This is a genomic window from Candidatus Lernaella stagnicola (genome assembly GCA_030765525.1).
GTDB lineage: Bacteria > Lernaellota > Lernaellaia > Lernaellales > Lernaellaceae > Lernaella > Lernaella stagnicola.
Map to the genome: position 1 here is coordinate 228,339 of JAVCCK010000010.1, position 21,200 is coordinate 249,538.

12 protein-coding genes are annotated in these 21,200 nt (G+C 59.4%); 5 read left to right on the plus strand and 7 right to left on the minus strand.

Going from position 1 to position 21,200, the window contains the following annotated elements; all coding sequences use genetic code 11:
* Nucleotides 1–23 precede the first annotated feature (23 nt).
* Both P9L99_05325 and P9L99_05330 read left to right on the plus strand, forming a co-directional pair.
* Nucleotides 24–1,436, plus strand: coding sequence for a cobalamin-dependent protein (locus P9L99_05325; protein ID MDP8222762.1), 1,413 nt, complete (start codon nt 24–26; stop codon nt 1,434–1,436).
* 104 nt (nt 1,437–1,540) lie between these two features.
* Nucleotides 1,541–5,191: an SIR2 family protein gene (locus tag P9L99_05330; protein MDP8222763.1), complete on the plus strand. Its 3,651-nt coding sequence runs from the start codon at nt 1,541–1,543 to the stop codon at nt 5,189–5,191.
* Between the two features lie 40 nt (nt 5,192–5,231).
* Here the strand turns inward: P9L99_05330 and gyrB are convergent, their stop codons facing one another.
* From gyrB to P9L99_05345, 3 genes are all read right to left on the minus strand, one after another.
* Nucleotides 5,232–7,670, minus strand: a complete 2,439-nt coding sequence (gene gyrB / locus P9L99_05335) for a DNA topoisomerase (ATP-hydrolyzing) subunit B (GenBank protein ID MDP8222764.1) — start codon at nt 7,668–7,670, stop codon at nt 5,232–5,234.
* 444 nt (nt 7,671–8,114) lie between these two features.
* Complete coding sequence (locus tag P9L99_05340; protein MDP8222765.1) at nt 8,115–8,525, minus strand: hypothetical protein; 411 nt, start codon at nt 8,523–8,525, stop codon at nt 8,115–8,117.
* A gap of 327 nt (nt 8,526–8,852) precedes the next feature.
* The gene (locus tag P9L99_05345; protein MDP8222766.1) at nt 8,853–10,214 is read right to left on the minus strand and encodes a sigma-54 dependent transcriptional regulator; all 1,362 of its coding nucleotides are present in this window, start codon (nt 10,212–10,214) and stop codon (nt 8,853–8,855) included.
* A gap of 170 nt (nt 10,215–10,384) precedes the next feature.
* Here P9L99_05345 and P9L99_05350 point away from each other — a divergent pair, with 170 nt between their 5' ends.
* The 3 genes from P9L99_05350 (at nt 10,385) to P9L99_05360 (ending at nt 15,508) form a co-directional block, all read left to right on the plus strand.
* A complete protein-coding gene (locus P9L99_05350; GenBank protein MDP8222767.1) occupies nt 10,385–11,035 on the plus strand; it encodes a GTP-binding protein in 651 nt (216 codons plus the stop codon).
* A gap of 229 nt (nt 11,036–11,264) precedes the next feature.
* A complete protein-coding gene (gene gyrA / locus P9L99_05355) occupies nt 11,265–13,886 on the plus strand; it encodes a DNA gyrase subunit A (protein MDP8222768.1) in 2,622 nt (873 codons plus the stop codon).
* An 11-nt stretch (nt 13,887–13,897) separates the two neighbouring features.
* Complete coding sequence (locus P9L99_05360; GenBank protein MDP8222769.1) at nt 13,898–15,508, plus strand: glycosyltransferase family 39 protein; 1,611 nt, start codon at nt 13,898–13,900, stop codon at nt 15,506–15,508.
* Here P9L99_05360 and P9L99_05365 read toward each other — a convergent pair.
* From P9L99_05365 to P9L99_05380, 4 genes are read right to left on the minus strand one after another with little or no spacing between them, the layout of a single operon-like run.
* Nucleotides 15,505–16,209, minus strand: a complete 705-nt coding sequence (locus P9L99_05365) for a polysaccharide deacetylase family protein (GenBank protein MDP8222770.1) — start codon at nt 16,207–16,209, stop codon at nt 15,505–15,507. The two genes, P9L99_05360 and P9L99_05365, sit on opposite strands and share 4 nt — an antisense overlap.
* A gap of 9 nt (nt 16,210–16,218) precedes the next feature.
* Nucleotides 16,219–17,418: a glycosyltransferase family 4 protein gene (locus P9L99_05370; GenBank protein MDP8222771.1), complete on the minus strand. Its 1,200-nt coding sequence runs from the start codon at nt 17,416–17,418 to the stop codon at nt 16,219–16,221.
* Nucleotides 17,418–18,902: a flippase gene (locus P9L99_05375; GenBank protein ID MDP8222772.1), complete on the minus strand. Its 1,485-nt coding sequence runs from the start codon at nt 18,900–18,902 to the stop codon at nt 17,418–17,420. Before P9L99_05375 ends, P9L99_05370 begins: the two co-directional genes overlap by 1 nt.
* 18 nt (nt 18,903–18,920) lie before the next feature.
* A complete protein-coding gene (locus P9L99_05380) occupies nt 18,921–21,197 on the minus strand; it encodes a hypothetical protein (GenBank protein MDP8222773.1) in 2,277 nt (758 codons plus the stop codon).
* Nucleotides 21,198–21,200 lie beyond the last annotated feature (3 nt).

Consider the following 21,200-nt stretch of genomic DNA (forward strand, 5'->3'; position numbering starts at 1 on the left):
GTTCGACACCGAAAGGAATCTCCGTGCGGCTGCTGTTGATCAATCCCGCCGAAACCCTCGTCGTCCGGGCGAATCTGCCCGACGAAATCGAGGCCGTGCGCGGCAACAACCCGCCGATCAACCTGCTGCAAGTCGCCGCCGCCGCCCGCCGCGACGGCCACGCCGAGGTGAGCCTCATCGACGCCCACGCCGAAGACCTGACGCCGGTACAAGTCGCCGCGCGGGCCCACCGCCTGCAACCCGACTTGATCGGCCTGACTGCCGTGTCCTTCACCATGCCCGCCGCGCGCGCGCAGGCTCAGGCGCTGCAAGAAGCCCTGCCCGAAACGCCGCGCTGGCTGGGCGGCCTGCAACCCTTTCTGTACCCGGCCGAAACCCTCGCCCTGCCCGAGTTCGACGGCTTAATTCGCGGCGAGGGTGAACACCCGCTGGCGACCCTGTGTCGTCACGGGGGCGAGAAGTCGCGCCTCGGCGATGAACCCGGTTTCTATTTCCAACGCGACGGCGCATTGATTGACACCGGCGTTGCACCGACGGTCGCCGATTTGGACACGCTGCCCCAACCGGCCTACGACCTGCTGCGCCCGGAGTTGTACGGGTCGGTGCTTACCGACTTGCACCCCGTCGCCAACGCCGTCACGAGCCGCGGCTGCCCCTATCACTGCACGTATTGCAGCCGTTCGGTGACCGGCAAACGCTTTCGGGCGCACGGCCCGGCATACGTGGTCGAAAACTTTCGCCGCGCGCACGATCTGGGTTTCGCCGCCCTGCTTGTCTACGATGAAGTGTTCACGATCGACAAGGCGCGGGTGCTCGCGATTTGCGACGGACTGCGGCACGCGGGGATCGATCTGCCCTGGATGGCGCGCGCCACAATCGGAACCGTCGACGAGGAAATGATGCGCGCCATGGCCGCCGCCGGTTGCCGGTGGATCACCTTCGGCATCGAATCGGGCAGCCCCGCGGTGCTGCGCCGCCTCGGCCGTCCCACCGACCTGGAAACGGCGCGGCAGGTTTTCGCCGCGGCCCGGCGCGTCGGGCTCAAAACCCTGGCCTATTTTATGGTGGGCAACCCGGATGAAAGCGCGGCCGACATCGCCCAAAGCGCCGCGTTCATGGTCCGCCTCGACCCCGACCACGTGCACCTGGCGGTGTACACGATGTATCCCGCCACGCCGCTCTATGACGAAGCCGTGGAAAAAGGTTTGCTGCCGGCCGATCTCTGGCGGGAGTTCGCCACCGATCCCGCGTCCGCGTTTACCGCACCGCATTGGCCCGGTTCGTTCTCGGCCGACGACTTGTTCGCCATCGTGCGCCGCCTCTACCGGCGCTTCTACCTGCGGCCGCGCGTCATCTGGCGTGAACGTCGCTCGCTGCTTTCCTGGCGCGCCTTCCGCCGCCGCTTGCGCTATTTGGGAGCGCTTATTACGCGCTAGAGACGTTCCATACCTACGAACTTCCGACTCATGAATCTTTTCGTTTGCGTAGATATCAAAACGATCAGATAATCGACTATCCTGAGTGTAGTGGAGGTATGATTATGCTTGATTTCGTCAAAGAAAAACATCGAGACCGGTTGTTAACTCTTTTTGATGAAGAAGAAGCTGAAGTTGTTCTCAAGTGGCTCGAAGTTTGCGAGCTTCGTAAGCCTGTGGGCGTTATTGGTGCCGGTTTCAGCAAGAATGCCGAGCCGAGGTTGCCGGAATTACGTCCGAATATTCCTTTGTGGAAGGATTTTAGAAAATTATTCGCGCAAGCATTGGTTCCGAAGCCGAATGCCGAAGGAAAAAATAATACGTCGGAATACACAATTCCACACCTGGCCGAGTTGTACGAAGAACAATTCGGTTATCAAGCACTAGTCGACGCACTCCTTGATCTTTTCCCTGATGCCGATTTGAAACCCGGCCCACTCCACAACGCGTTATTCACATATGAATTTGAAAGCATAATAACAACAAATCACTTAGATACCCTTCTCGATCACTCTCCCACATGGGTTAAACTCATTTATGACACGGATTTATTAAAAACCAGACATAATTATGGCGAAAAAGAACTCATCTATATTCACGGCCATAGAGACCACCCGAGTTCCTGGGTCGTAACTCGGTCGCAATACGAAGATGTTTCTCACTCCAAGCCGGGTATTGCGACTCGGATGCGCCAGCTTTTTCTTCAGCACCCGCTATTAATACTTGGTTACAGCCTTTCGGATCCTGATTTCCATTGGGTATATCGCACAATCGGTAATGTACTGGGGAAACACGTCGCATTCACAATTGCGATTTTCCCCGAAAAGCCCGAACCCGCAGAAAAAAAACATTGGCGCCGTCTTGGGATTCATCTTATCAGCTTCAAGAGTTCCGGGTCCGATTTTCCGAGCCAGTTGATGAATTTTATGCAAATGTCTGGCGCCGGTTTATGGTCTTCTCTCAGTTTAGACGCATTTTTAGATACGTTAAAAAACGCTCGCAGTTTTGGAGATCGGCTTCACGTATTACGCGAGGCCTTTGATCATCGACTCCATTTCCCGAATCCTCTTCGCGTATCGCCCGAGCTGGCGTCTCATTGGTTATCGGTGGCAACTTATACCGTTGGCCTTGAAACTTGGACGCAGATACAACAATGGGTTGGTGCTACGGAACTTCCTGAGTCCGTTGTTAATTGGCCAGTTAATGAAAACTTTGATCAGGTTTCATGGAGTTTTTCTTCCTCAATTCCTAAAAAGAGGTTTTCTTTTTTAGTAAATTATCTTCTAGAAGAAAAAGGTGTCGACGTAAGCGAGGTTGCGGAATGGCTTGGGCTGGGAATTAATATCTTGAATGACAGCCCATTTGGTAGTCCATCCGATACAGAAACCGACGTCATCTCTATCGCTGTTGAGGTTTTCAAAAAACTACTTCGACAAAACCCCAGAAGTTATAAGGCCGCCGCTCTGCAGTCGCTCACGGAAGCTCGAAAACTAGCAACAACGCTGAATCTAGATGAATCGGCGGAGCAATGCCGTGTTTTCTGCATAGAGCTTGATCCGACTCATGATCGCATTGAACCGAGCATTGGACCTTTTCACAAAGAACCTTTATCGGCGCAGGAGACTGAGTATTTAGCAGAGATGAAACGCGGATTTGATTCCGCTCGGGCTTGTGACGATCAGGTGAGCTTGCCGGCCTATTTATCGGCAGCGCGAATCGCACGGGCGGCTAAGAACCTACTAAACGAATGGCTTGCTTTGCGGAGTGTCCTCAGCCAACCCAAACGACTTAATGGTAATCTTCCGGAATCCTTACAGGAGTCGATAACGCAAGCCATAACGCGAAAAACCGAAATAGGTGACGCCCCCCCCGTCAAAAGATTTTTGGAATTTGAGCAATATTTTTTGCAGAAAGCTCGAGATGCTCTGGCTGAAGAACGAATGGCAGAGGCACGACGCGAAAAACACGGTACGATCGGTTATTCCTATCACAACGCGTATTATCATTTATGGCGCTTTTTTCGAGTGTTAGAACTAAAATATGTGGCTCCGCAAGTCCAAAAGGGATTCGTCGAAGTACTTATTAAAAGTCAGGCCAATGATGATCTTTCCGTTTTTGAAGAGAGCCTCTCATATGGTTTTGAATATTCGAAAGATATCATAGAACGTCTCGCGGAAAAGAATGACTTTGCCGACGTCAACGCGAGGAGGAATCGAGACGAAAAGATCGTTTCGATATTACTTAATCGGGAAAGCCTTATAACCCAGCGAACAGCGCAACTCAAACAACTCGACTTTATAGCTTCTTTCTTGCTTACTTCTCAGATACCCGACTTCTTTGACTTTCTTTCGAGTTTCAAAAGCACTTTTGGATCGCTCGTCAATACGATGTCGGGTACAAGTATCGTTTCTGACGATTTCGGATCGATATGGCTCAAGGCGATTTCTATGTTGCCGACTGTTGATGCTGGGCGCGCACTTCACAAGTATTATTCAACCTCGTTAGACCCCCGTGAGGATTACGCTTTTTCACGAGAAGTTAACCGTCTAGATTTATGGCAAAAGATTTCAAGGATGCCGAAACCCTTGCAGCGTGATTTGATCGCATTAGTAATCGATCACTGCGTCGAAAAACCCGTTGGCCCGTTTGCCCAAATGAGCACGGGCCGGTGGCTCGAAGTGTTTTTGCATATCTTGGAATCGTTGCCTATAAACGGAATTCCAAACCGCGAGAAGACACGTTTGTTAGTAGCTATCAAAGACCTCATCGAAAACACCCATGAAGACGGTGACGTTCCTTGGCTTGCTTTACTCATTATCGAGCAACTGGTACAAAAAAAGGCACTTTATGAAGACTATTTCAATCCGCTTTTCCGTCAGATTTACAGCGATGCCCAGGCTGCAACTGCAGGAACTGATCGGTTTCTAATAGTTAAAAAGTTGAACACTCTGCTTTCGTTTATGGCCGGCATACAAGAATATGCAAAATCTCGTCGTTTCAGTCGTGAGGAAAATGAAGAGATCATTGATTTCACATACCGGAATCGAAGGTTTCTCATTGGCTATATAGAAAAAAACCCGCATCGTGTGCACCCCATTGCCCGGTTTTTCGCTTTGGCGCATTCTGAAGTGGGGAAAGGACACCAAAAAAAGTGCCTTTTCTTTTTGAGGGCTCTTCTAGATAAGGCACCACAAACGATTGAATATGTATTAACCGAACCAAGCCAACTTCAAATGAAAGATGTGATCATTGACCCAACGAATTTCTGGGGAGACGTCCTAAATGGAAATCTAACACAAACGAGGACCGAAGGCTTAATAATCGCATTCGGCTTTGTCAGACGAACGGCGTGCACCCAAAAAACTCATGATTTTCCGGGCTGGTTCGGACTTAAAGAGTTAGTGTTCTTTAATTTGCGAAATCCGAACCTACACGTTGCCTATCTGGCAGCGCGCGCACTTTCCGAGATCGCGAAATTTGCTAAGAATGCGGCCGAAGCAAAAAGAATTAGTAAATTGCTTCTTCAACTGGCCGAAGACCAACGTCCGGAGATGCGTTCTTGCGCGGCGTTTACCTCGAAGTGGCTTGTCGACAAAGGTCGTGTCGACAAACGTCGTTATTCTTCGCTCAATAAAGCCGCTGAAAAAATATGCCGCAAATTACGCGAAGACCCTTACGCTATCGTCCAAGCTGGCTTGGGCCACCCAAACGCTTGAAAAATATCGGTGGCGAAAGGTCCAGTGCTATTGGAATTGATTACACGTCGAGGTTCGAGACGCGCAGGGCGTTGTCTTCGATGAACTTACGGCGCGGCTCGACCTGATCGCCCATCAGCACGGTGAAGGTTTCATCGGCGGCGACGGCGTCCTCGATTTTCACCTGCAGCAAGCGGCGGCGGTCTGGATCCATCGTCGTTTCCCAAAGCTGATCCGGATTCATCTCGCCCAGGCCTTTGAAGCGCTGGATAGACAGGCCCTTGCGCGCCAGTTCCATCACCTCGTGCAATAGTTGCAGGCGCTTGCCCGTCTCGATCACGACGCCGTTATTGTGCACGTAGAACGGCGGGTCGCCCAGCGCGCCCAAATCGCGATGAATCAAGCGCAGGTTTTGATACTCGACGCCGTTGATCAGCGGCCAGCCGATCGTACGCCAATTGCGAAGACCCATCCGCTCGCGGCAACAGTCGAACTCAAAGACACTGTGTTCTTCGTCCATGACCAACTCGGTGGTCAAATAGCCGGCTTCCTGCAACTGCCCGGTCAGCCTCCGCATCCACGCCTCGTCGGCGAGTTGCTCCTTGTCCAGCAGTCCCATGCCCAGCAATTCAAAGATCATGGACCGCGAATACCCCTGCTGCCCGAGCCGGTCGAGGATGAACTCGAAGCGGATCAGGTCGCGCAAGATCGTGACCAGGGCTTTGCCTTCGAAAGAAAGGTCGGCGGCATTGACCACGCGCAGTTTCTCGACGACGCGCGAAATCAGCAAATTGTTGAGCGCCTCGGTGTCCTTCACGTAGTTGTGGGTCTTGCCGTGCGCCACGCGAAACAGCGGCGGTTGGGCAATGAACAAATGCCCGCGCTCCAACAGATCCGGCATTTGCCGGAAAAAGAAGGTCAACAGCAGCGTGCGAATATGGCTGCCGTCGACGTCGGCGTCGGTCATGATTACGACTTTGTGATAGCGCAGATTCTCCAGCTTGAAGTCTTCGCGCCCGAGTCCCGTCCCGATCGCCTTGATCATCAGGCGGATTTCCTGGTTGGACAGCATTTTGTCGTACCGCGCTTTTTCCACGTTGAGGATCTTGCCGCGCAGGGGCAGAATCGCCTGCGTGCGGCGGTCGCGGGCCTGCTTGGCCGAGCCGCCCGCGCTATCGCCCTCCACCAGGTACAGTTCGCACTTCGCCGGGTCTTTCTCCGAGCAATCGGCCAGCTTACCCGGCAGGTTCGATACCTCCAACGCGCTTTTGCGACGCGTGAGTTCCCGCGCTTTGCGGGCCGCTTCGCGGGCTCGGGCCGCATCGACCGATTTGCTGATTAGTCGCTTGCCCACACCGGGATGCTCTTCGAGGAAAATCGCCAGATTCTCATTGACGACGCCCTCGACGATGCCGCGCACTTCGCTGTTGCCCAGCTTCGTTTTCGTCTGGCCCTCGAATTGCGGCTCGGGCACCTTAACGCTGATCACCAAGGTGCAGCCCTCGCGCACGTCATCCCCGCCCAGGTTTTGCTTGAGGTCCTTCAGCAGGTTGTTGGACGCGCCGTAGTTGTTGAGCGTGCGAGTCAACGCCGCCCGCAAACCAACCATGTGCGAGCCGCCCTCGACGGTGTTGATGTTGTTGCAGAAGGAAAAAATCTGCTCGGTATAGGAACTGTTGTATTGCAGCGCCACCTCGACGACCACGCCGCCGCGTTCGGCCTCAAAGTAAATGACCTCTTCGTGCAGCACGACTTTGTTGCGGTTGAGGTGCTCTACGAACTCACGAATACCGCCCTCGTAAAAGAAATCGTGGCGCTTTTCGCTTCGCTCGTCCGTGATGCTGATATGCAGGCCGCGGTTCAAAAACGACAACTCCCGCAGGCGCTGCGACAACGTGTCGAAACTGAACTCGAACTCCGTGAAGATCTGAGAATCCGGCTTGAACCAAATCTTCGTACCCCGGCGCCGCGTGCGCCCTTTCTCGGCCAGCGGCATCGTCGGATCGCCGCGCACGTAACTCTGCGTGAAGACTTTCCCGTCGCGGCACACTTCCAGATCGAGGCGCTCGGATAGCGCGTTGACCACCGATACGCCCACGCCGTGCAACCCGCCGGACACCTTGTAGGAATTCTTGTCGAATTTGCCCCCCGCGTGCAGCACCGTCATGACGACTTCCGCCGCGCTGCGCTGCTCCTTCTCGTGCCAATCGACCGGGATGCCGCGCCCGTTGTCCTCCACGGTCACCGAGTTGTCTAAGTGGATCGTCACGTCGATGCGGTCACATTGTCCCGCCAGCGCCTCGTCGATGGAATTGTCGACAACCTCGTACACGAGGTGATGCAAACCCTCAGTGGAGGTCGAGCCAATATACATCGCCGGGCGTTTGCGCACGGCGGCCAGCCCCTCCAGCACCTGAATATTCTCTGCGGTATACTGCCCTTCTTGGGGCGTTGCCGCTGCGGAATCGGCGGACGAATCAAATGTCGCGTCATCGCTCATGATGGATTAAATCCTTCTTTTGGAAAGCACGCTTGCCGCGGGTTCGCGGCTGCGAAATCGGCTGGCGTTCACTCGCCGATTCCCCGATTCGCACGCGCTGTGAATTCTTCAAAAACGACCGCGAAGAGTATACCACAGCAGGGTTTTTTGTCAAACCCCTTACGGCATTAAATTACCTTTGTTTTCAAATGGTTACGCCCACGAAACGGGGGACGGCGACGCCGTTGCGCCAAACGGCCGCCCCGTGGCTCGGATTTGGCGCAGACACGCCACAATAACGCCACGCGGCCCGGTGTGCCCGAGCCGTCTGAAACACGCCGTGGATTTATTAAAATAACTTTACGGAGGCGCCGAAGCAAAAGGGCATGCGGTCGGCATGCCCATCATGAAGCACCTCAAGTCGGCGGGTGGAGCCGATGGCTCACCGCATGAGGATCGGTCGCGCTACGCCACGGCGAAACGAATGTGCTTGCCTTCGAATTCCATTTCGATCGCGTGGCGGGCTCCCGGCTCAAAATATTTGGTGAAAAAGAACGTCCGATCATCGTCGGTGATGTTCTCGATCTTCAACCGCAAGAGAAAGCGACCGCTTTTCCCCGCGCGGACCGCTCGGGTCACCCGCGTGAGAAACGGCACGACCCGACGCCGAAACAACACGGCATCCTCGCCGCCGGTTTCTTCGTTCTCGCAAGCGTTCTTGAACGACGCCTTTATCAGGACCAACTCCCCCTGGTCGATTTCCTGGTTGCTGACAATTGAACACGAATCGTTGGCTTTGAGTTCGAAATCGCCGACCTGCAGTTCCACCGCGTCGATCGATTTCACGTTCTTGATGTTGATCTTTGATGCGCCCATGTTCCAAACCCCCTGGAAGCGAGCTTTACTGGATGTTTTTTTCTGCCTCGTTAATTTTTCGTTTTCTAGAGCCGCCATGTACCCCAGAGATCGTGTCGACCTATTCCATCGCTTTACACTACGAGCAAACCTTGTGCCGACGGGCGCAATCGCCGCCAACGACACCGATCCCATTAAATTATTCTTGTTTTTTTCAACGGTTACCTGTGGGGGTAGGCCGGTTGGGCTGGAAAAACGCGATCTCAGTGTTCAATATTTTGACAAACGTCAATTTTTTGATTGTCAAACTGGTCCATAACGGACCGACTCCGGCACTGCGGAATCCCGTCACTCCGGCGACAGAATCCGCTTCAAACGATTGCGGCTCACGTTCAATATTCGCGCCGCCTCGGACTTGTTTCCTTTCGTTATATCAAGGACTTGCTTGGCGTAGATACGCATCGCCAGGTCCAACGACATGGCCTTGGCCAGCGGACTGCCGGGCCCGGCGGCCGCTTCCTCCTTGCGGGTCAGCAAATCCATCGACGTAATCCACAGCCCTTCGGCCAGCAAACAAGCCCGCTCGATCACATTGCGCAACTCGCGCAGGTTGCCCGGCCAGCCGTAACTCGTCATTTTCTCCATCGCATCCCGGTCGAAACCCTTGAATCGACGCTCCATGCTCCGATTGAAATGGTCCAAAAAAGCGTCCGCGTGAGCCAGGATGTCTTCGGGCCGCTCCCGCAAAGACGGCACGTGCAGCCGAATGACGTTGATGCGGTAATACAGGTCCTCACGCAGCAAACCCTGGGCCAGCATGGCCTCCGGATCGCGATGGGTCGCCGCCAGGATATTGCAGTCGATTTGCGTCCCCTCGTGACCGCCCAACGGCACGACAACCCGATCCTGCAAGAAGCGCAACAGCTTCACCTGCACGTGACCGGCCAGCTCGCCGATTTCGTCCAGGAAAAACGTTCCGCCGGCCGCCTTCTGGATCTTCCCCGCCCGGCCCTTGGTCAGCGCGTCGGTAAACGCCCCCGGTTCATACCCAAACAACTCGGCCTCGATGAGCGACTCGGGGATCGCCGCGCAATTGACCGCCACAAAGGCTCCCTCGGCGTGCCGGCTCTGGTAGTGCAGCATGCGGGCCAGCACTTCCTTGCCGGTACCCGATTCGCCCGTGATCAACGCCACGATGTTCGGATACTGCGACACCTGCCGAATTGTGTGGTGTACCGTGGCCATCGTCGGCTGCTCGCTTTGGTACAGCGTCGCGAAGAACTCTTCCTTCTGGCGGCTGCGCAAGCGCGCCACTTCGTGTCGCAGGGAATTCGTCTCATGGATGCGCGAGACCCGCGAGAGCACTTCGGACAACTGCAGCGGCTTGGCCAGGAAATCGACCGCGCCCCGCTTCATCGCCTCCACGGCCCGGCTGATGGTCCCGTACCCGCTGATCATCACGACTTCGGTCTCCGGGCTTTTTTCGCGGATAAGCTCCAACGCCTCCATGCCGGTCATGCCCGGCAATTGCAGGTCCAACATCACCAGGAAAGGCTTTTCCTCCGCCAACCGGACGATGGCCGATTCGGCATCGTGAAAGACGTGCACCGTGTAGCGGGACTGAGTCAGCAGCTTGCTCAACGTTTCGGTGATCATCGGCTCGTCGTCGACGACGAAAATCGGCTCCGGATAGTTGGCTGGCTTCGCCAAGCGGCGGTCCTCCCCCTCGCGTGATAAGTGCGGATGTGCGATACGTTCATTCCTAACCAAAGCCCCGCCCGTGCGCAAGCGATATCCGCCCCGCGTCCGCCCCCTCACCGACGCGCCGGCGATATTTTCCGTTTCGATACCCCGCGCCACTCTGGTATCATCAACGCACCATGAACGAACCCATCTACCTGCGAAACGTGCGCACCGCCCACGAGGCCGCCGCCGAACGCGTGCAAACCCTCGCCCGCGACCGGGGCGCCGCACTCGTCGCGCTCTACGGCCAACCCGGCACCGGGCGCACGAATTTGATTGCCGCGACCCAGGGCCGGGTATCCGAAAGCTTCACGGTCGCCGCCATCGCCGCCTCCCCCGCCGACCACACCGACGCCGAAACGCTGGCCGAGGCCGGGCTGCCCACCGTCGCGGTGGAGGTCGGGCAACTGGGCCACTTGGACGCGGCCATGGTCGAGCAGGCTCTGGCGGCACTGGCCGACGTCGGCCCGAACCTCGTGCTCGTCGAGCAAGTCGGCGCCCACGCGGCCGACCCGCCCCTGGGCGTCAACGCCTCAGTGGTTGTTGTGGCCGCCGCCGGCGCGCAACACCTGCCGGGCAAATTCGAAACGGCCTTCGCGCACTGTCAGGCAGTGGTCGTCAACATGATGGATCTGGTCGCCTTGACCGATTTCCGCCTCACCGACTTCGAAGCGAAGTTGCGCACGGTCAATCCCCGCGCCGAATTGATCCCCGTTTCCTGCCGCACCGGCGACGGCCTGGACGCCTGGGTGCGCTGGCTGGAAAGCTTCTGCCTGGCCAAACGCTGAGCCCAAAAGGACCTCCCGGTCCCAGTCCCTGAAGCCTCTTTTCGCCGCACCGCGCCAAGCGGGCGTAACGTGTTGTTTTTGAAGGGCTTATTTTGCGGACAATACACCCTCCGCCATTGACCGCAAACCGCCATTGTGGTATAAATTAACGATTCATTTAGGCGCGATTTTTCATGACGACTAACCGCGGTTTTTCACGGCGACTTACGAAAGAAAAGCGGACAAAATTATGGCCCCCGACCGACAAATTCCAGTGAACATCGAAGACGAAATGCGTCAGTCCTACCTCGATTACGCCATGAGCGTAATCGTAGGCCGCGCCCTGCCCGACGTGCGCGACGGGCTCAAACCGGTACACCGGCGCATCCTGCACACCATGAACGACACCGGCAACAACGCCGGCAAAGCCTACCGAAAAGCCGGCCGCATCGTCGGCGAAGTCATGGGCACCTACCACCCCCACGGCGACGCCGCGATCTACGACACCATGGTGCGCATGGTCCAGGAATTTTCCATGCGCTACCCGCTGGTCGACGGCCAGGGAAACTTCGGCAGCCTCGACGGCGACCCGGCCGCCGCCTATCGCTACACCGAAGTGCGCATGCACCGCTTCGCCGAGCAACTGCTGGCCGACATCGATAAAGACACCGTCGATTGGCAACCCAACTACGACGAATCCAAGCTCGAGCCGGTCGTTATGCCTTCGCGGGTGCCCAACCTGCTGGTCAACGGCGCCGAAGGCATCGCCGTGGGCATGGCCACCAAGATCCCACCGCACAATTTGCGCGAAGTGATCGACGGCACGATCGCCATGATCGAAAGCCCCGACATCGAGATCTATGAATTGCTGGAGACAATCACCGGACCCGACTTCCCCACTGCCGGGTTCATATTCGGCCGGCGGGGCATTATCGATGCGTACACCACCGGGCGCGGCAAACTGACGGTCCGCGCGAAAATCGAGATCGAAGAATTAGAGAACGGCCGCGAAAAACTTATCATCTTCGAACTGCCCTACCAGGTAAACAAAGCCCGGCTCGTCGAGGAAATCGCGAACGCCGTACGAGACAAAAAAATCGAAGGCATCTCCGATTTGCGTGACGAATCCGACAAAGACGGCGTGCGCGTCGTGTTGGAACTGAAAAAAGACGCCAACAGTGCCGTGATCGAAAACCTGCTTTACAAACTCACCAACTGTCAGACGACCTTCGGCATCATTCTGCTGTGCCTCGTCGACAACCGCCCGCAGGTGCTCAACATCAGGGAAATCCTCGAGCAGTTCATCGCCTTCCGGCGCGAAGTGGTCACCCGCCGCACGCGTCACGAACTGCGTAAGGCCGAAGAGCGCGCCCACATCCTCGAAGGCTTGAAAATCGCCCTGGATAATCTCGATGCCGTCATCACCCTGATTCGCGGCAGCGCCACGCCCGAAGCCGCGCGGCAAGGTTTGATGGAAAGCTTCGGCCTCTCCGAGCGTCAGGCGCAAGCCATCCTCGACATGCGCCTGCAAAAATTGACCGGCCTGGAACGCGACAAGGTCGTCGCGGAATACAACGAAATCCTCAAGGTCATCGAAGAACTCAAGTCCATCCTGGCCAGCAAAGACCTGCTGATGCAGGTCATCAAAGACGAACTGCTCGAAGTGCGGGAGAAATTCGGCGACGAGCGACGCACCGTGATCCTCGAAGACACCGGCGAGCTGGATCTGGAAGACCTCATCGCCGACGAGCAGGTCGTGGTCACGGTCACCAAATCCGGCTACATCAAGCGCAACCTGCTTTCCGAATATCGCGCCCAGCACCGTGGCGGCAGAGGCAAGATCGGTATGGATACCAAGGAAGAGGACGTGGTCGACCGCGTCTTTGCCGCCAGCACACATGATTACATTCTCGTGTTCACCAGCGCCGGCCGCGTATATTGGCTCAAGGTCTACCAAATCCCCCGCGCCCGGCGGGTTGCCCGCGGCAAGGCGATCATCAACTTGATTCAGCTCCAGGAAAAAGACGAACAGCTAACCGCCATCCTGCCCGTCAGTGAGTTCCATGAAGGGTTAAACCTCGTGTTCGCCTCCCGGCGCGGCGTGGTCAAACGCACCGACCTGATGTCGTACTCCAACCCGCGCACGAACGGCATCATCGCCGTCAAACTCGACGAAGATGACGCGCTCGTGGGCGTCGTGCTCACTGATGGCGAACAACACATCATGCTCGGCACCCGCCACGGCAAAGCCATCCGCTTTTCCGAAAGCGACGCGCGCAAAATGGGACGCAATACCCGCGGCGTCAAAGGCATCACCCTGGTGCCCGGCGACGACGTCGTTTCCATGCTGGTCGCCGACGCTTCCCGCGTGCCGATCGAGGAAGATGAGAGCGACGAGATCGAGGAGCCCGCGGCGGAAAACGAAGAAGAGGAAAACGGCCACGAGAAGCGCTACGGCGCGCCGACTATTTTGACCGTCAGCAACCGCGGCTACGGCAAACGCACACCGGTGGAGAAATATCCCCTGCGCCATCGCGGCGGCCAGGGCGTCTACACGCTGAAGCTCTCCGAACGCAACGGCGAAGTCGTCGGGCTCAAGCAAGTGGACGACGACGACGAAATCATGCTCATCACCGACGACGGCAAAATCATTCGCCTGCGCGTGTTCGACATCAGCATCACGGGTCGCAACACCCAAGGCGTGCGGTTGATCAACCTCGAACCCGATCAACACGTCACCGCCGTGGCGCGTATCGATGAAGAACACATCGACAACGGCTTGGACGAAGAGGCGGAAGAAGAGACAGAAGAAGAACCGATCCCGGTCTCCGAAGAGAACGGCGAACCCGAAACCAATAACGACGAAACCTAAGGCGGAACGCGGTGCGCGATTCGACCCCGCCGGCGGCCCCGCAAACCGCCGTCCCGTGGGTCGAAATCGCCGTCGTTCTCCTTGTCGCTCTCGCTTGCGGATTACCCAGCCTTTCCCTGCCGCTGGGCCGTGACCACGGCATTGGTCTGTACATCGGCGAAGTCATCGCCGGCGGCGGCGCGCCATACGTCGATGCCTGGGACATCAAACCACCGGGCGTCTTATATCTGAACGCGTTGGTCTCGCTTGTCCTGGGCAAGCATCCGTGGTCGCTCCGCTTGTTCGACCTGCTTTGGCAGGCGGCGACGGCCCTATCGCTGCTGGCCCTGGGTCGCCGCTGGTTCGGCAACGTGACCGGCCTGACCGCCGGCCTGCTTTATCCCGCGGCCTATTTCTTCGGTCACGACTTCTGGCATTTGGCCAATTTCGACGCTTTCCTGGCGCTGCCGATGACCCTTACCCTGCTGTGCCTCTCCGGCACTCGACGAACGACCGACCTGCTGGCGGGGCTGCTCGTGGGCCTTGTTTTCCTCGCCCGTTTCACCCACGGATTGCTTTTCCTGCCGGTCATCGCCTGGCTCCTCTGGCCCGACGCCGAGGGTGGCGCGTACGCCTGGAAGCCGCGTTTGCAGCGCTTCGGCTTCGTTTGCGGCGGCTTTTTCCTTCCGGTCGCGGCCTTTTTGCTGCACATGTTGCTGACCGGCGGCTTCGGCGAGTTCTTCTACACGCTCTTCGTTTTCGCGCCGCAGTATGCAGTGACCACCGCCTCGGTGTTGGACGTCGAATTCTGGCGCTTGCTGCGGCGGGTGTTCGGCGATTTCATTGTCCGCCACGCGCTGACCGCCGTGCCCGGCCTGCTGGCCGCTCTGTCGCTCGTCGCGGCAAAAAAACGTGATCGCCGGGGTGTCACGGTCGTGGTTTGGCTGCTCGCGACCTTCGTCGGATTTGCGATCATGGGCAAGTTTTTCGCCTACCACTGGCTGCCCCTGTTCGCCCCGCTGGCCCTGCTCGCGGGCCTCTTTGTGCAGTGGATTGCCGACCTCTTCCGCGAACGGCGCCGCGCCTGGGCCATCGCCGGGATCGTCGTCTTTGTCGCGGCAGCCGGGCTCTTCCTCTGGCGCGTCGGCGACACCAACCTCACCCGCGCCGGGCACGCTTGGAACCTGGCCATCGGGCGGCTGGATCGCGCCGCCCACCTGCGCAGCTTCGACTCGGTCGACCAAGGCGGCGACTTCTCCGCCACCGCGAACTACGGCGTCGCGGCCTATCTGCGCGACCATACAGAAGCGGAAGACGGCGTGTTCGTCTGGGGCTTCGAACAGCTTATCTACTACCTCTCCGACCGCCGGCCGCCCACGCGCTTCTGTTCGAATTTCGCCCTCTCCGCCGCATGGCGTCCCGCGGCGTGGGTGCGCGAACTGGAAGACGACCTGCGCCGCCGACCGCCCGCCTACGTCGTGCTGGTCACCCAAGACGTGATGCCCTGGGTCACCGGTCACGGCCTGGATTCGTTAGGGATTTTGCGGCGCGATTTCCGTACGCTTGCCGAATGGATATCCCACCACTACGACGTTGAAACGCAAATCGGGAACATGTTGGTGTGCCGCCGCCGGGGGCCTTAACCGGCCACGTCTATCGCCCGACGCTCCGCCGCAACAAAGCCGTCGCCGAGCAGCCGCGGCAGCCGCCGCAAACAAGCCCCGCGTCCCCAACCGCCGCCCGGTGCGCCGGGGTCGATGTCCACGGGCGTCAGGCACAAGACGCCGCCTGCCGGGCCAAGCGCCCGCCGCGTCAGCCACACCGGGACCAGGCGCGCCACGGTTCCCGCCAGCGGCCAGTCGAAAAGCGTGCTGAGCGGCAGCGAGTCGATTCCTTCGCCGCGACAACCCAACGCCTGTTGTATGCCCGCCTCCCGCAGCGCCGCAACGTGCGCCGCCGATAGTTGCTGGTTGGAGGGAAACGGCGGCATAAAACGAACCGGTGACGGCAAATCGAGTTCCGAAATGGCGGATATTACTGCCTCTACCTCATCCCGCAGGGCTCCAGGTGGGATCGTCCACGGGTCGCGCGCCGTGTCGGTCATGGCGGCGATCTCACACCCCGCCGCGTGGATGGCCAGGACCAGTTCCGGCTCTTGGCGCACGGTCTCACCGAATACGCCGACGGTCGCCGTAACCGAATAAGCCCGAAACCGCTCGAGTAGAAACGAAAGATTCGCCGTCAAACGCGCCACGTGCCGAGGTTTCGCCGCACCGGTGGCCGGAAAGTAATCCGCCCAATCCACACCGGGCACCAACAAAACGTCGAGAATAGGCCAGCGCATCAGGCGGCGTTACTCCCCGCGGGCCGAGGCCACCGCGCGCTCGAAGAGGTCCAGAACCCGCCGGGCGACCACCGCTTGTCCATAGGTTTGCTCGACTTCCCGACGCCCTGCCGCGCCGGCTTTAGCGCGCCAGTCGGCGTCGTCGAATGCGGCCACGATGCGTCGCGCCAGGTCTTCAGGGTCGTTGGGCGCGGCCAGATGGCCGGTGACGCCGTCGCGCACGAGTTCGGGCACGCCGCCGGTTCGCGTGGCCACGACAGGTCGCCCCGCCGCCATGGCTTCGATGACCACCCGCCCGAAGGCTTCCACCGTCCCCTCCGCCGGGTCGGAAAAACAACTGGCGTGCACGACAAGATCCGCCGCCGCCATGACGCGGGGAATATCGCCGCGCTGGCCGAGGAAATGGATCGCATCCGCCAAGCCCAGGTGGGCCGCGAGTTTCTGCAAATTTTCCGTGTACCCCGCGCCGCCCTCGCCCGCCAGTGCCAACACGGCGTTCGGATGCCGGGCCACGACGCGTTGCCAGGCGGCGATGGCCACGTGCTGCCCCTTCCACGTGGTTAGACGCCCGACCAGCAGCGCCACCGGCGCTTCGACCGGCAGCCCGAGTTCCCGCCGCAACTCGGTGTTGGGCGCGGTATCGAAAGCGTCGACATCGACGCCGTTGGGTACAACGACGAATCGCTCCGCGGGTACCGAGGACCGTTCGAGCAGCAGTCGCTTGACCGCTTCGCTGATGCACAGGACCCACGCCGCTCGATCCAGCGGCAACAATTCGCGGCGGCTGAATTCGCGGATCATGCGCACGTGCAGCGTCACCGGCGAGGCAGTATCCCGCACGGCCACGATCACCGGCAAATTCGGCAGGTTGAGATTGTTCACGTGTACGAGATCGGGGCCAAAGTCCTCGATGGCGCGCTTGATTTCCGGTCCGATCCGTTTGCCGAAGCGTCGCAACGCCAGCGTTTGCCCGAGAAAAGGCAGCCCGCCGCCGCTCAGGCCGTGGGCGGGATCGAACACGTTGCGAAAGCCGTCCCACTCGATGGGCAGGCGCGTCGTTTCCTCGCCGAGCAGCGAGGCAAAGAGGTCCGGACGCGAGGCCACCAGGCCCGTCTGGACACCCAGGGAGCTCAGGCCGCGCAGCAGCGTCGCGGCACTATGAATACTGCCGCCCATCTGCGGGCTGTTATCGATCAGCAAAACGCGCATCAATTCCTTTCCGAGCGGCGGCTCTTTCGCCGGATCAGGTCGCGCAGAAAACGCCGATCTTCGCGGTCGGCGACACCCAGCGCCGTGGCCGCCAGCGAGTACACGATCGCGCCGAGGACAATCAGCACCGCCAGTCGGCCGCCGGGCGACCATTCATGCAAAACAAATCGGCTCATGGCGATTAATACTATAGCCATGATCGCCGTCGCCAACACCGTGCGGGCCAGCGGTCCGGCGATATCAAACGCACCCAGCGCCCGCCGCAGAATGTGCTGATTGATCGCGAGCACCAACGCGAAGCTGGCCACCGTCGCCACCGCCGCGCCGTACAAGCCGAAAGACGGAATCAGCGCCAAGTTCGCCGCGAAATTGAAGGCCGCGCCGATCCCCGTCACCTTGGCGACCGACCATTCGCGATCGGTGGCCCGCAGGGTTTGGGCCAGCAGCGGGTTGATGCTGTCCAGCGCCTGCCCCCAGACGAGAATCGCCAGCGCCGCGGCCGCCGGGGCGAATTCGGGGCCGAACATCAGCGGCATGAGGTCCCACGCGATGATCGCCAGGCCCGTCGCGGCCGGCAGCACGAAGGCCAGCAGGTAACGCAGGGCGCGGCGGAACACGAGCCGCAGGCGATCGCGGTTGTCCACGAACAATCGGGCGAGAAACGGGTACATCGCCGAGACGAAGCTGGCGGTCACCAACCCCAGCCCTTCCATCACCTTGTAGGCGGCGTTGTAATAGCCAACCTCCGCCACCGCCGCGTCGCGCTTGAAAAACGAAAGCATCACGATATCCAGCCGCGCGTAGAAAATGATGAACAGGGTCGTGATGAAAAAGGGCCACGTAGCCCGCAGCATCTCGTTCATCAGTGGCACGTCGAGCTTGGCGTCCGGCGCGGCCTCCAAACCGCGCAAGAAGCGCAACGCCAGCAGCAAGGTCAGGGCTTTGGCCACGGCGTACATCGACACCAGCGGAATCAAGCCGTACCCCGACGCCAGCATCGCGCCGCCCAGCGCCACGGTCGTCACCGTGTTGAACACGTTAAGCGCCGCGGACAATTCCATGCGCTCGAAACCGGCCAGCGTGGCGTGGTAGCTAGCCGTCGTCGCGTCGAACACCAGGGCGAAGCCGAGGATGACAATCGCCTGCACCGTGCGCGGATGATAGCCCAGGTGCGGCGCCACCAGGGCCAGCGCGCCGAACACGGCCAGCGCCAGCAGAATGTTGGTAATGCTGATTTGCGTGAGCATGCGCGAGACGCTGTCGCGGCGGCGGGCTATTTCGCGAATGATGTAGGGCCGCGCAATATAGTTGGGGATCACCGCCACCAAACCGACCAGGGCCATCGCCACGGAAAAGCGACCGAAGTCGATATCCCCAAGCCGCCGCGCCATGTAGGCCAAAAAGACGAGGCTCAGCAATTTGGCGATCAGGTTGCCCACGGCGAGCGCCGCGGTGTTTTTGGCGATCCGCGCAAAAGCGCTCATCGGTCGCGCCCCTCCGGGCTAGAGTAGAAAACCGGCCGCGATATACAGCACGAGTCCGGCGGTGATCGCGCTGGAGAAGCCGAAGTGCACCGCCAGCAACATCGCCGCGACCGAGCCCAGCACACTGGCCGCCGAGTTGACCGCGTACATCCACGGCACACCGTTCGGGTGATCGTAACCGAGCAAGCGAATGCCCAACGGGAACGGAATTCCCATCAGCAGGCCCAGCGGCAGGATCGCCGCCACGGAAATCGAGATGCGCGAAACCAACGGCATAGCCAGCGTCGCGTGAAACAGCGACGGGCTCACGACCATAAACACCGCCGCGTACAAGGCCAGCACGCCGACGACAATGCGCAGGCGGGGAATGGCGATATCAGGGTAAATGCGCTCGCTAAGCCAAGCGCCGAACCCCGAGGACATCAAGAACGTAAACAACACGACGGCCAGCGCGTAGGTCGGGTGACCGAGGTAGAGGATGAACTTCGACATCATCGCCACCTCGACCAGCAGGTACGCCAAGCCCAGCGCGGCGAAATAAAGGCCCCAGTTGAGAGGCGGATTGTTTTCCTTGTCGCGCGCCAGGTACGCCGGCACCAGCATCAAAAGCACGACGAACACGAACACCAACCCGAGCAGCGCAAAGAGCAGCAAGGGGCCGATGTTGTGAATCTTGGCGCTGTAGGCTTGTGAGAACACATCCGGCAGGTCCCGTAGGCGCAGGGTGTAAAACAGGAAGGGCCGGTTGTCGGTCGGCGGGGTTAGGTCGAGGGTCTGCTCGGCGAACCAGGCGGCCATGTCGCCGCGCAACGCCAGTTCCTCAAACTCCGGATTTTCGCCCGCGTGGAAGGGGCTGTAGACGATGCGCAGGTCCATTTTCGCGCATTGCTCGACCAGGTCGCCCATTTCATCGAGCGTGAAGGGCTCGTTCTTGATCATCAGATTGGCGAACTCGTCGTTGCGCGCGATGAAGAAATGCTTCTCGGGCTCTTTCACGCCGCGCTGGATCAACACGGTCTTGCCCAGCGCCATGAGCCGCAGCACGATTTCCTTCGCCTCGAACCACCGCTTGATGCTCACCAATCCGCCCGGCTGCAGGTGGTCGAGATACTCGTGCATCGACTGCACGGTGAACACGTTGTTTTCCGTCAGCGTGAACGCCCCGGCCGCCGTGGCCGCCCAGGTGTCGATCAGCGTGAACTGAATCACGTCGTACTTCTCGTTGGTGCGGCGGATGTAGCTGCGGCCCTCGTCGACAACCACCGAGACGCCCGGCCATTGGAACAAGCCGCCGCTTACGTTGGCGAAACGCTTTTCCACCATGTCCACTACGATGGGGTTGTACTCGATGCCGACGATTCGCTTCGCCCCCGCGTCCAGCGCGGTCAGAATGTGCTCGCCGCCGCCGCTGCCGAAAACGAGCACCGACGCGTCGTGCCGCAAAATGAAGGGCAGGCGCTGCAAATTCGCCGACGGCACCTGCGTCTTGGCCGCGTCGCCGTCAAAGGGCGTGATCGGCGTGTGCGCGATGCCGTCGATCTCCAGCATGATGTCGCCCAGTTCCGGCCGCGCGAAGGCGATCACCCGCGAAAAGCTATTCCACTCGGCCGCCAGGCGCGCCGGCTCTTTATTGCCCTTGGTGTATTTGGGTTCCAGCAGATCGGCTCCGGTCGCCAGGTGCACCGCGGTGATCGTCAGCAGGATCACGGCCACGGCCAGGGCGCTGCCGAATTGCACCGGCCGCCGCCACGAGCCCGCGGCCACCACGCCGCCCAGCGCCGCCAACGCGCCGGCCACCAGCACCGCCGCCGGCCCGCCGACCAGCCGCAAAAGCGGAATGGTCAACAGGCAGCCGAGCCCCGCGCCGACCAGGTCAAAGAAGTAGACTTTCCCGGCGCGCTTGTGCCCCAGTTGCAGCATGCCCGCCACAAACAGGCCCGCCGCCGTGAACGGCAGCGCGGCTAGCATATACACCAGCGCAAGCTTGCCCATCCCCGAAACCGACAGATCGAAATCGCCGACCTTCAGCGAAAGCAGGGTGAGGATCAACACGCCGCTCGCCACGCCGAACGCCGATGCCGACCAAGACAGCAGCGAGTCTTCGCGATCCTCGATCCGTTTGCCCAAGACGTGCAGCACAATGCCGCCGAGCCCTAAGCCGAACAAACTGACGCTGACGGCCAGGAAGGCGAAGTGGTACCACATCATGACCGAGAACACGCGGGTCAGCACGATTTCCGTGCTCAGCACAGCGCAGGCGACGATCATCAATCCCAGCAGTCGGTTCAATCGCATGGT

Bases quoted from the DNA above. Each gene is read 5' to 3' on its own strand.
- P9L99_05330 (MDP8222763.1), top strand. From the start codon at position 1,541: ATGCTTGATTTCGTCAAAGAAAAACATCGAGACCGGTTGTTAACTCTT.
- gyrB (MDP8222764.1), bottom strand. From the start codon at position 7,670: ATGAGCGATGACGCGACATTTGATTCGTCCGCCGATTCCGCAGCGGCA.
- P9L99_05340 (MDP8222765.1), bottom strand. From the start codon at position 8,525: ATGGGCGCATCAAAGATCAACATCAAGAACGTGAAATCGATCGACGCG.
- P9L99_05375 (MDP8222772.1), bottom strand. From the start codon at position 18,902: ATGAGCGCTTTTGCGCGGATCGCCAAAAACACCGCGGCGCTCGCCGTG.
- P9L99_05370 (MDP8222771.1), bottom strand. From the start codon at position 17,418: ATGCGCGTTTTGCTGATCGATAACAGCCCGCAGATGGGCGGCAGTATT.
- gyrA (MDP8222768.1), top strand. From the start codon at position 11,265: ATGGCCCCCGACCGACAAATTCCAGTGAACATCGAAGACGAAATGCGT.
- P9L99_05350 (MDP8222767.1), top strand. From the start codon at position 10,385: ATGAACGAACCCATCTACCTGCGAAACGTGCGCACCGCCCACGAGGCC.
- P9L99_05380 (MDP8222773.1), bottom strand. From the start codon at position 21,197: ATGCGATTGAACCGACTGCTGGGATTGATGATCGTCGCCTGCGCTGTG.
- P9L99_05365 (MDP8222770.1), bottom strand. From the start codon at position 16,209: ATGCGCTGGCCTATTCTCGACGTTTTGTTGGTGCCCGGTGTGGATTGG.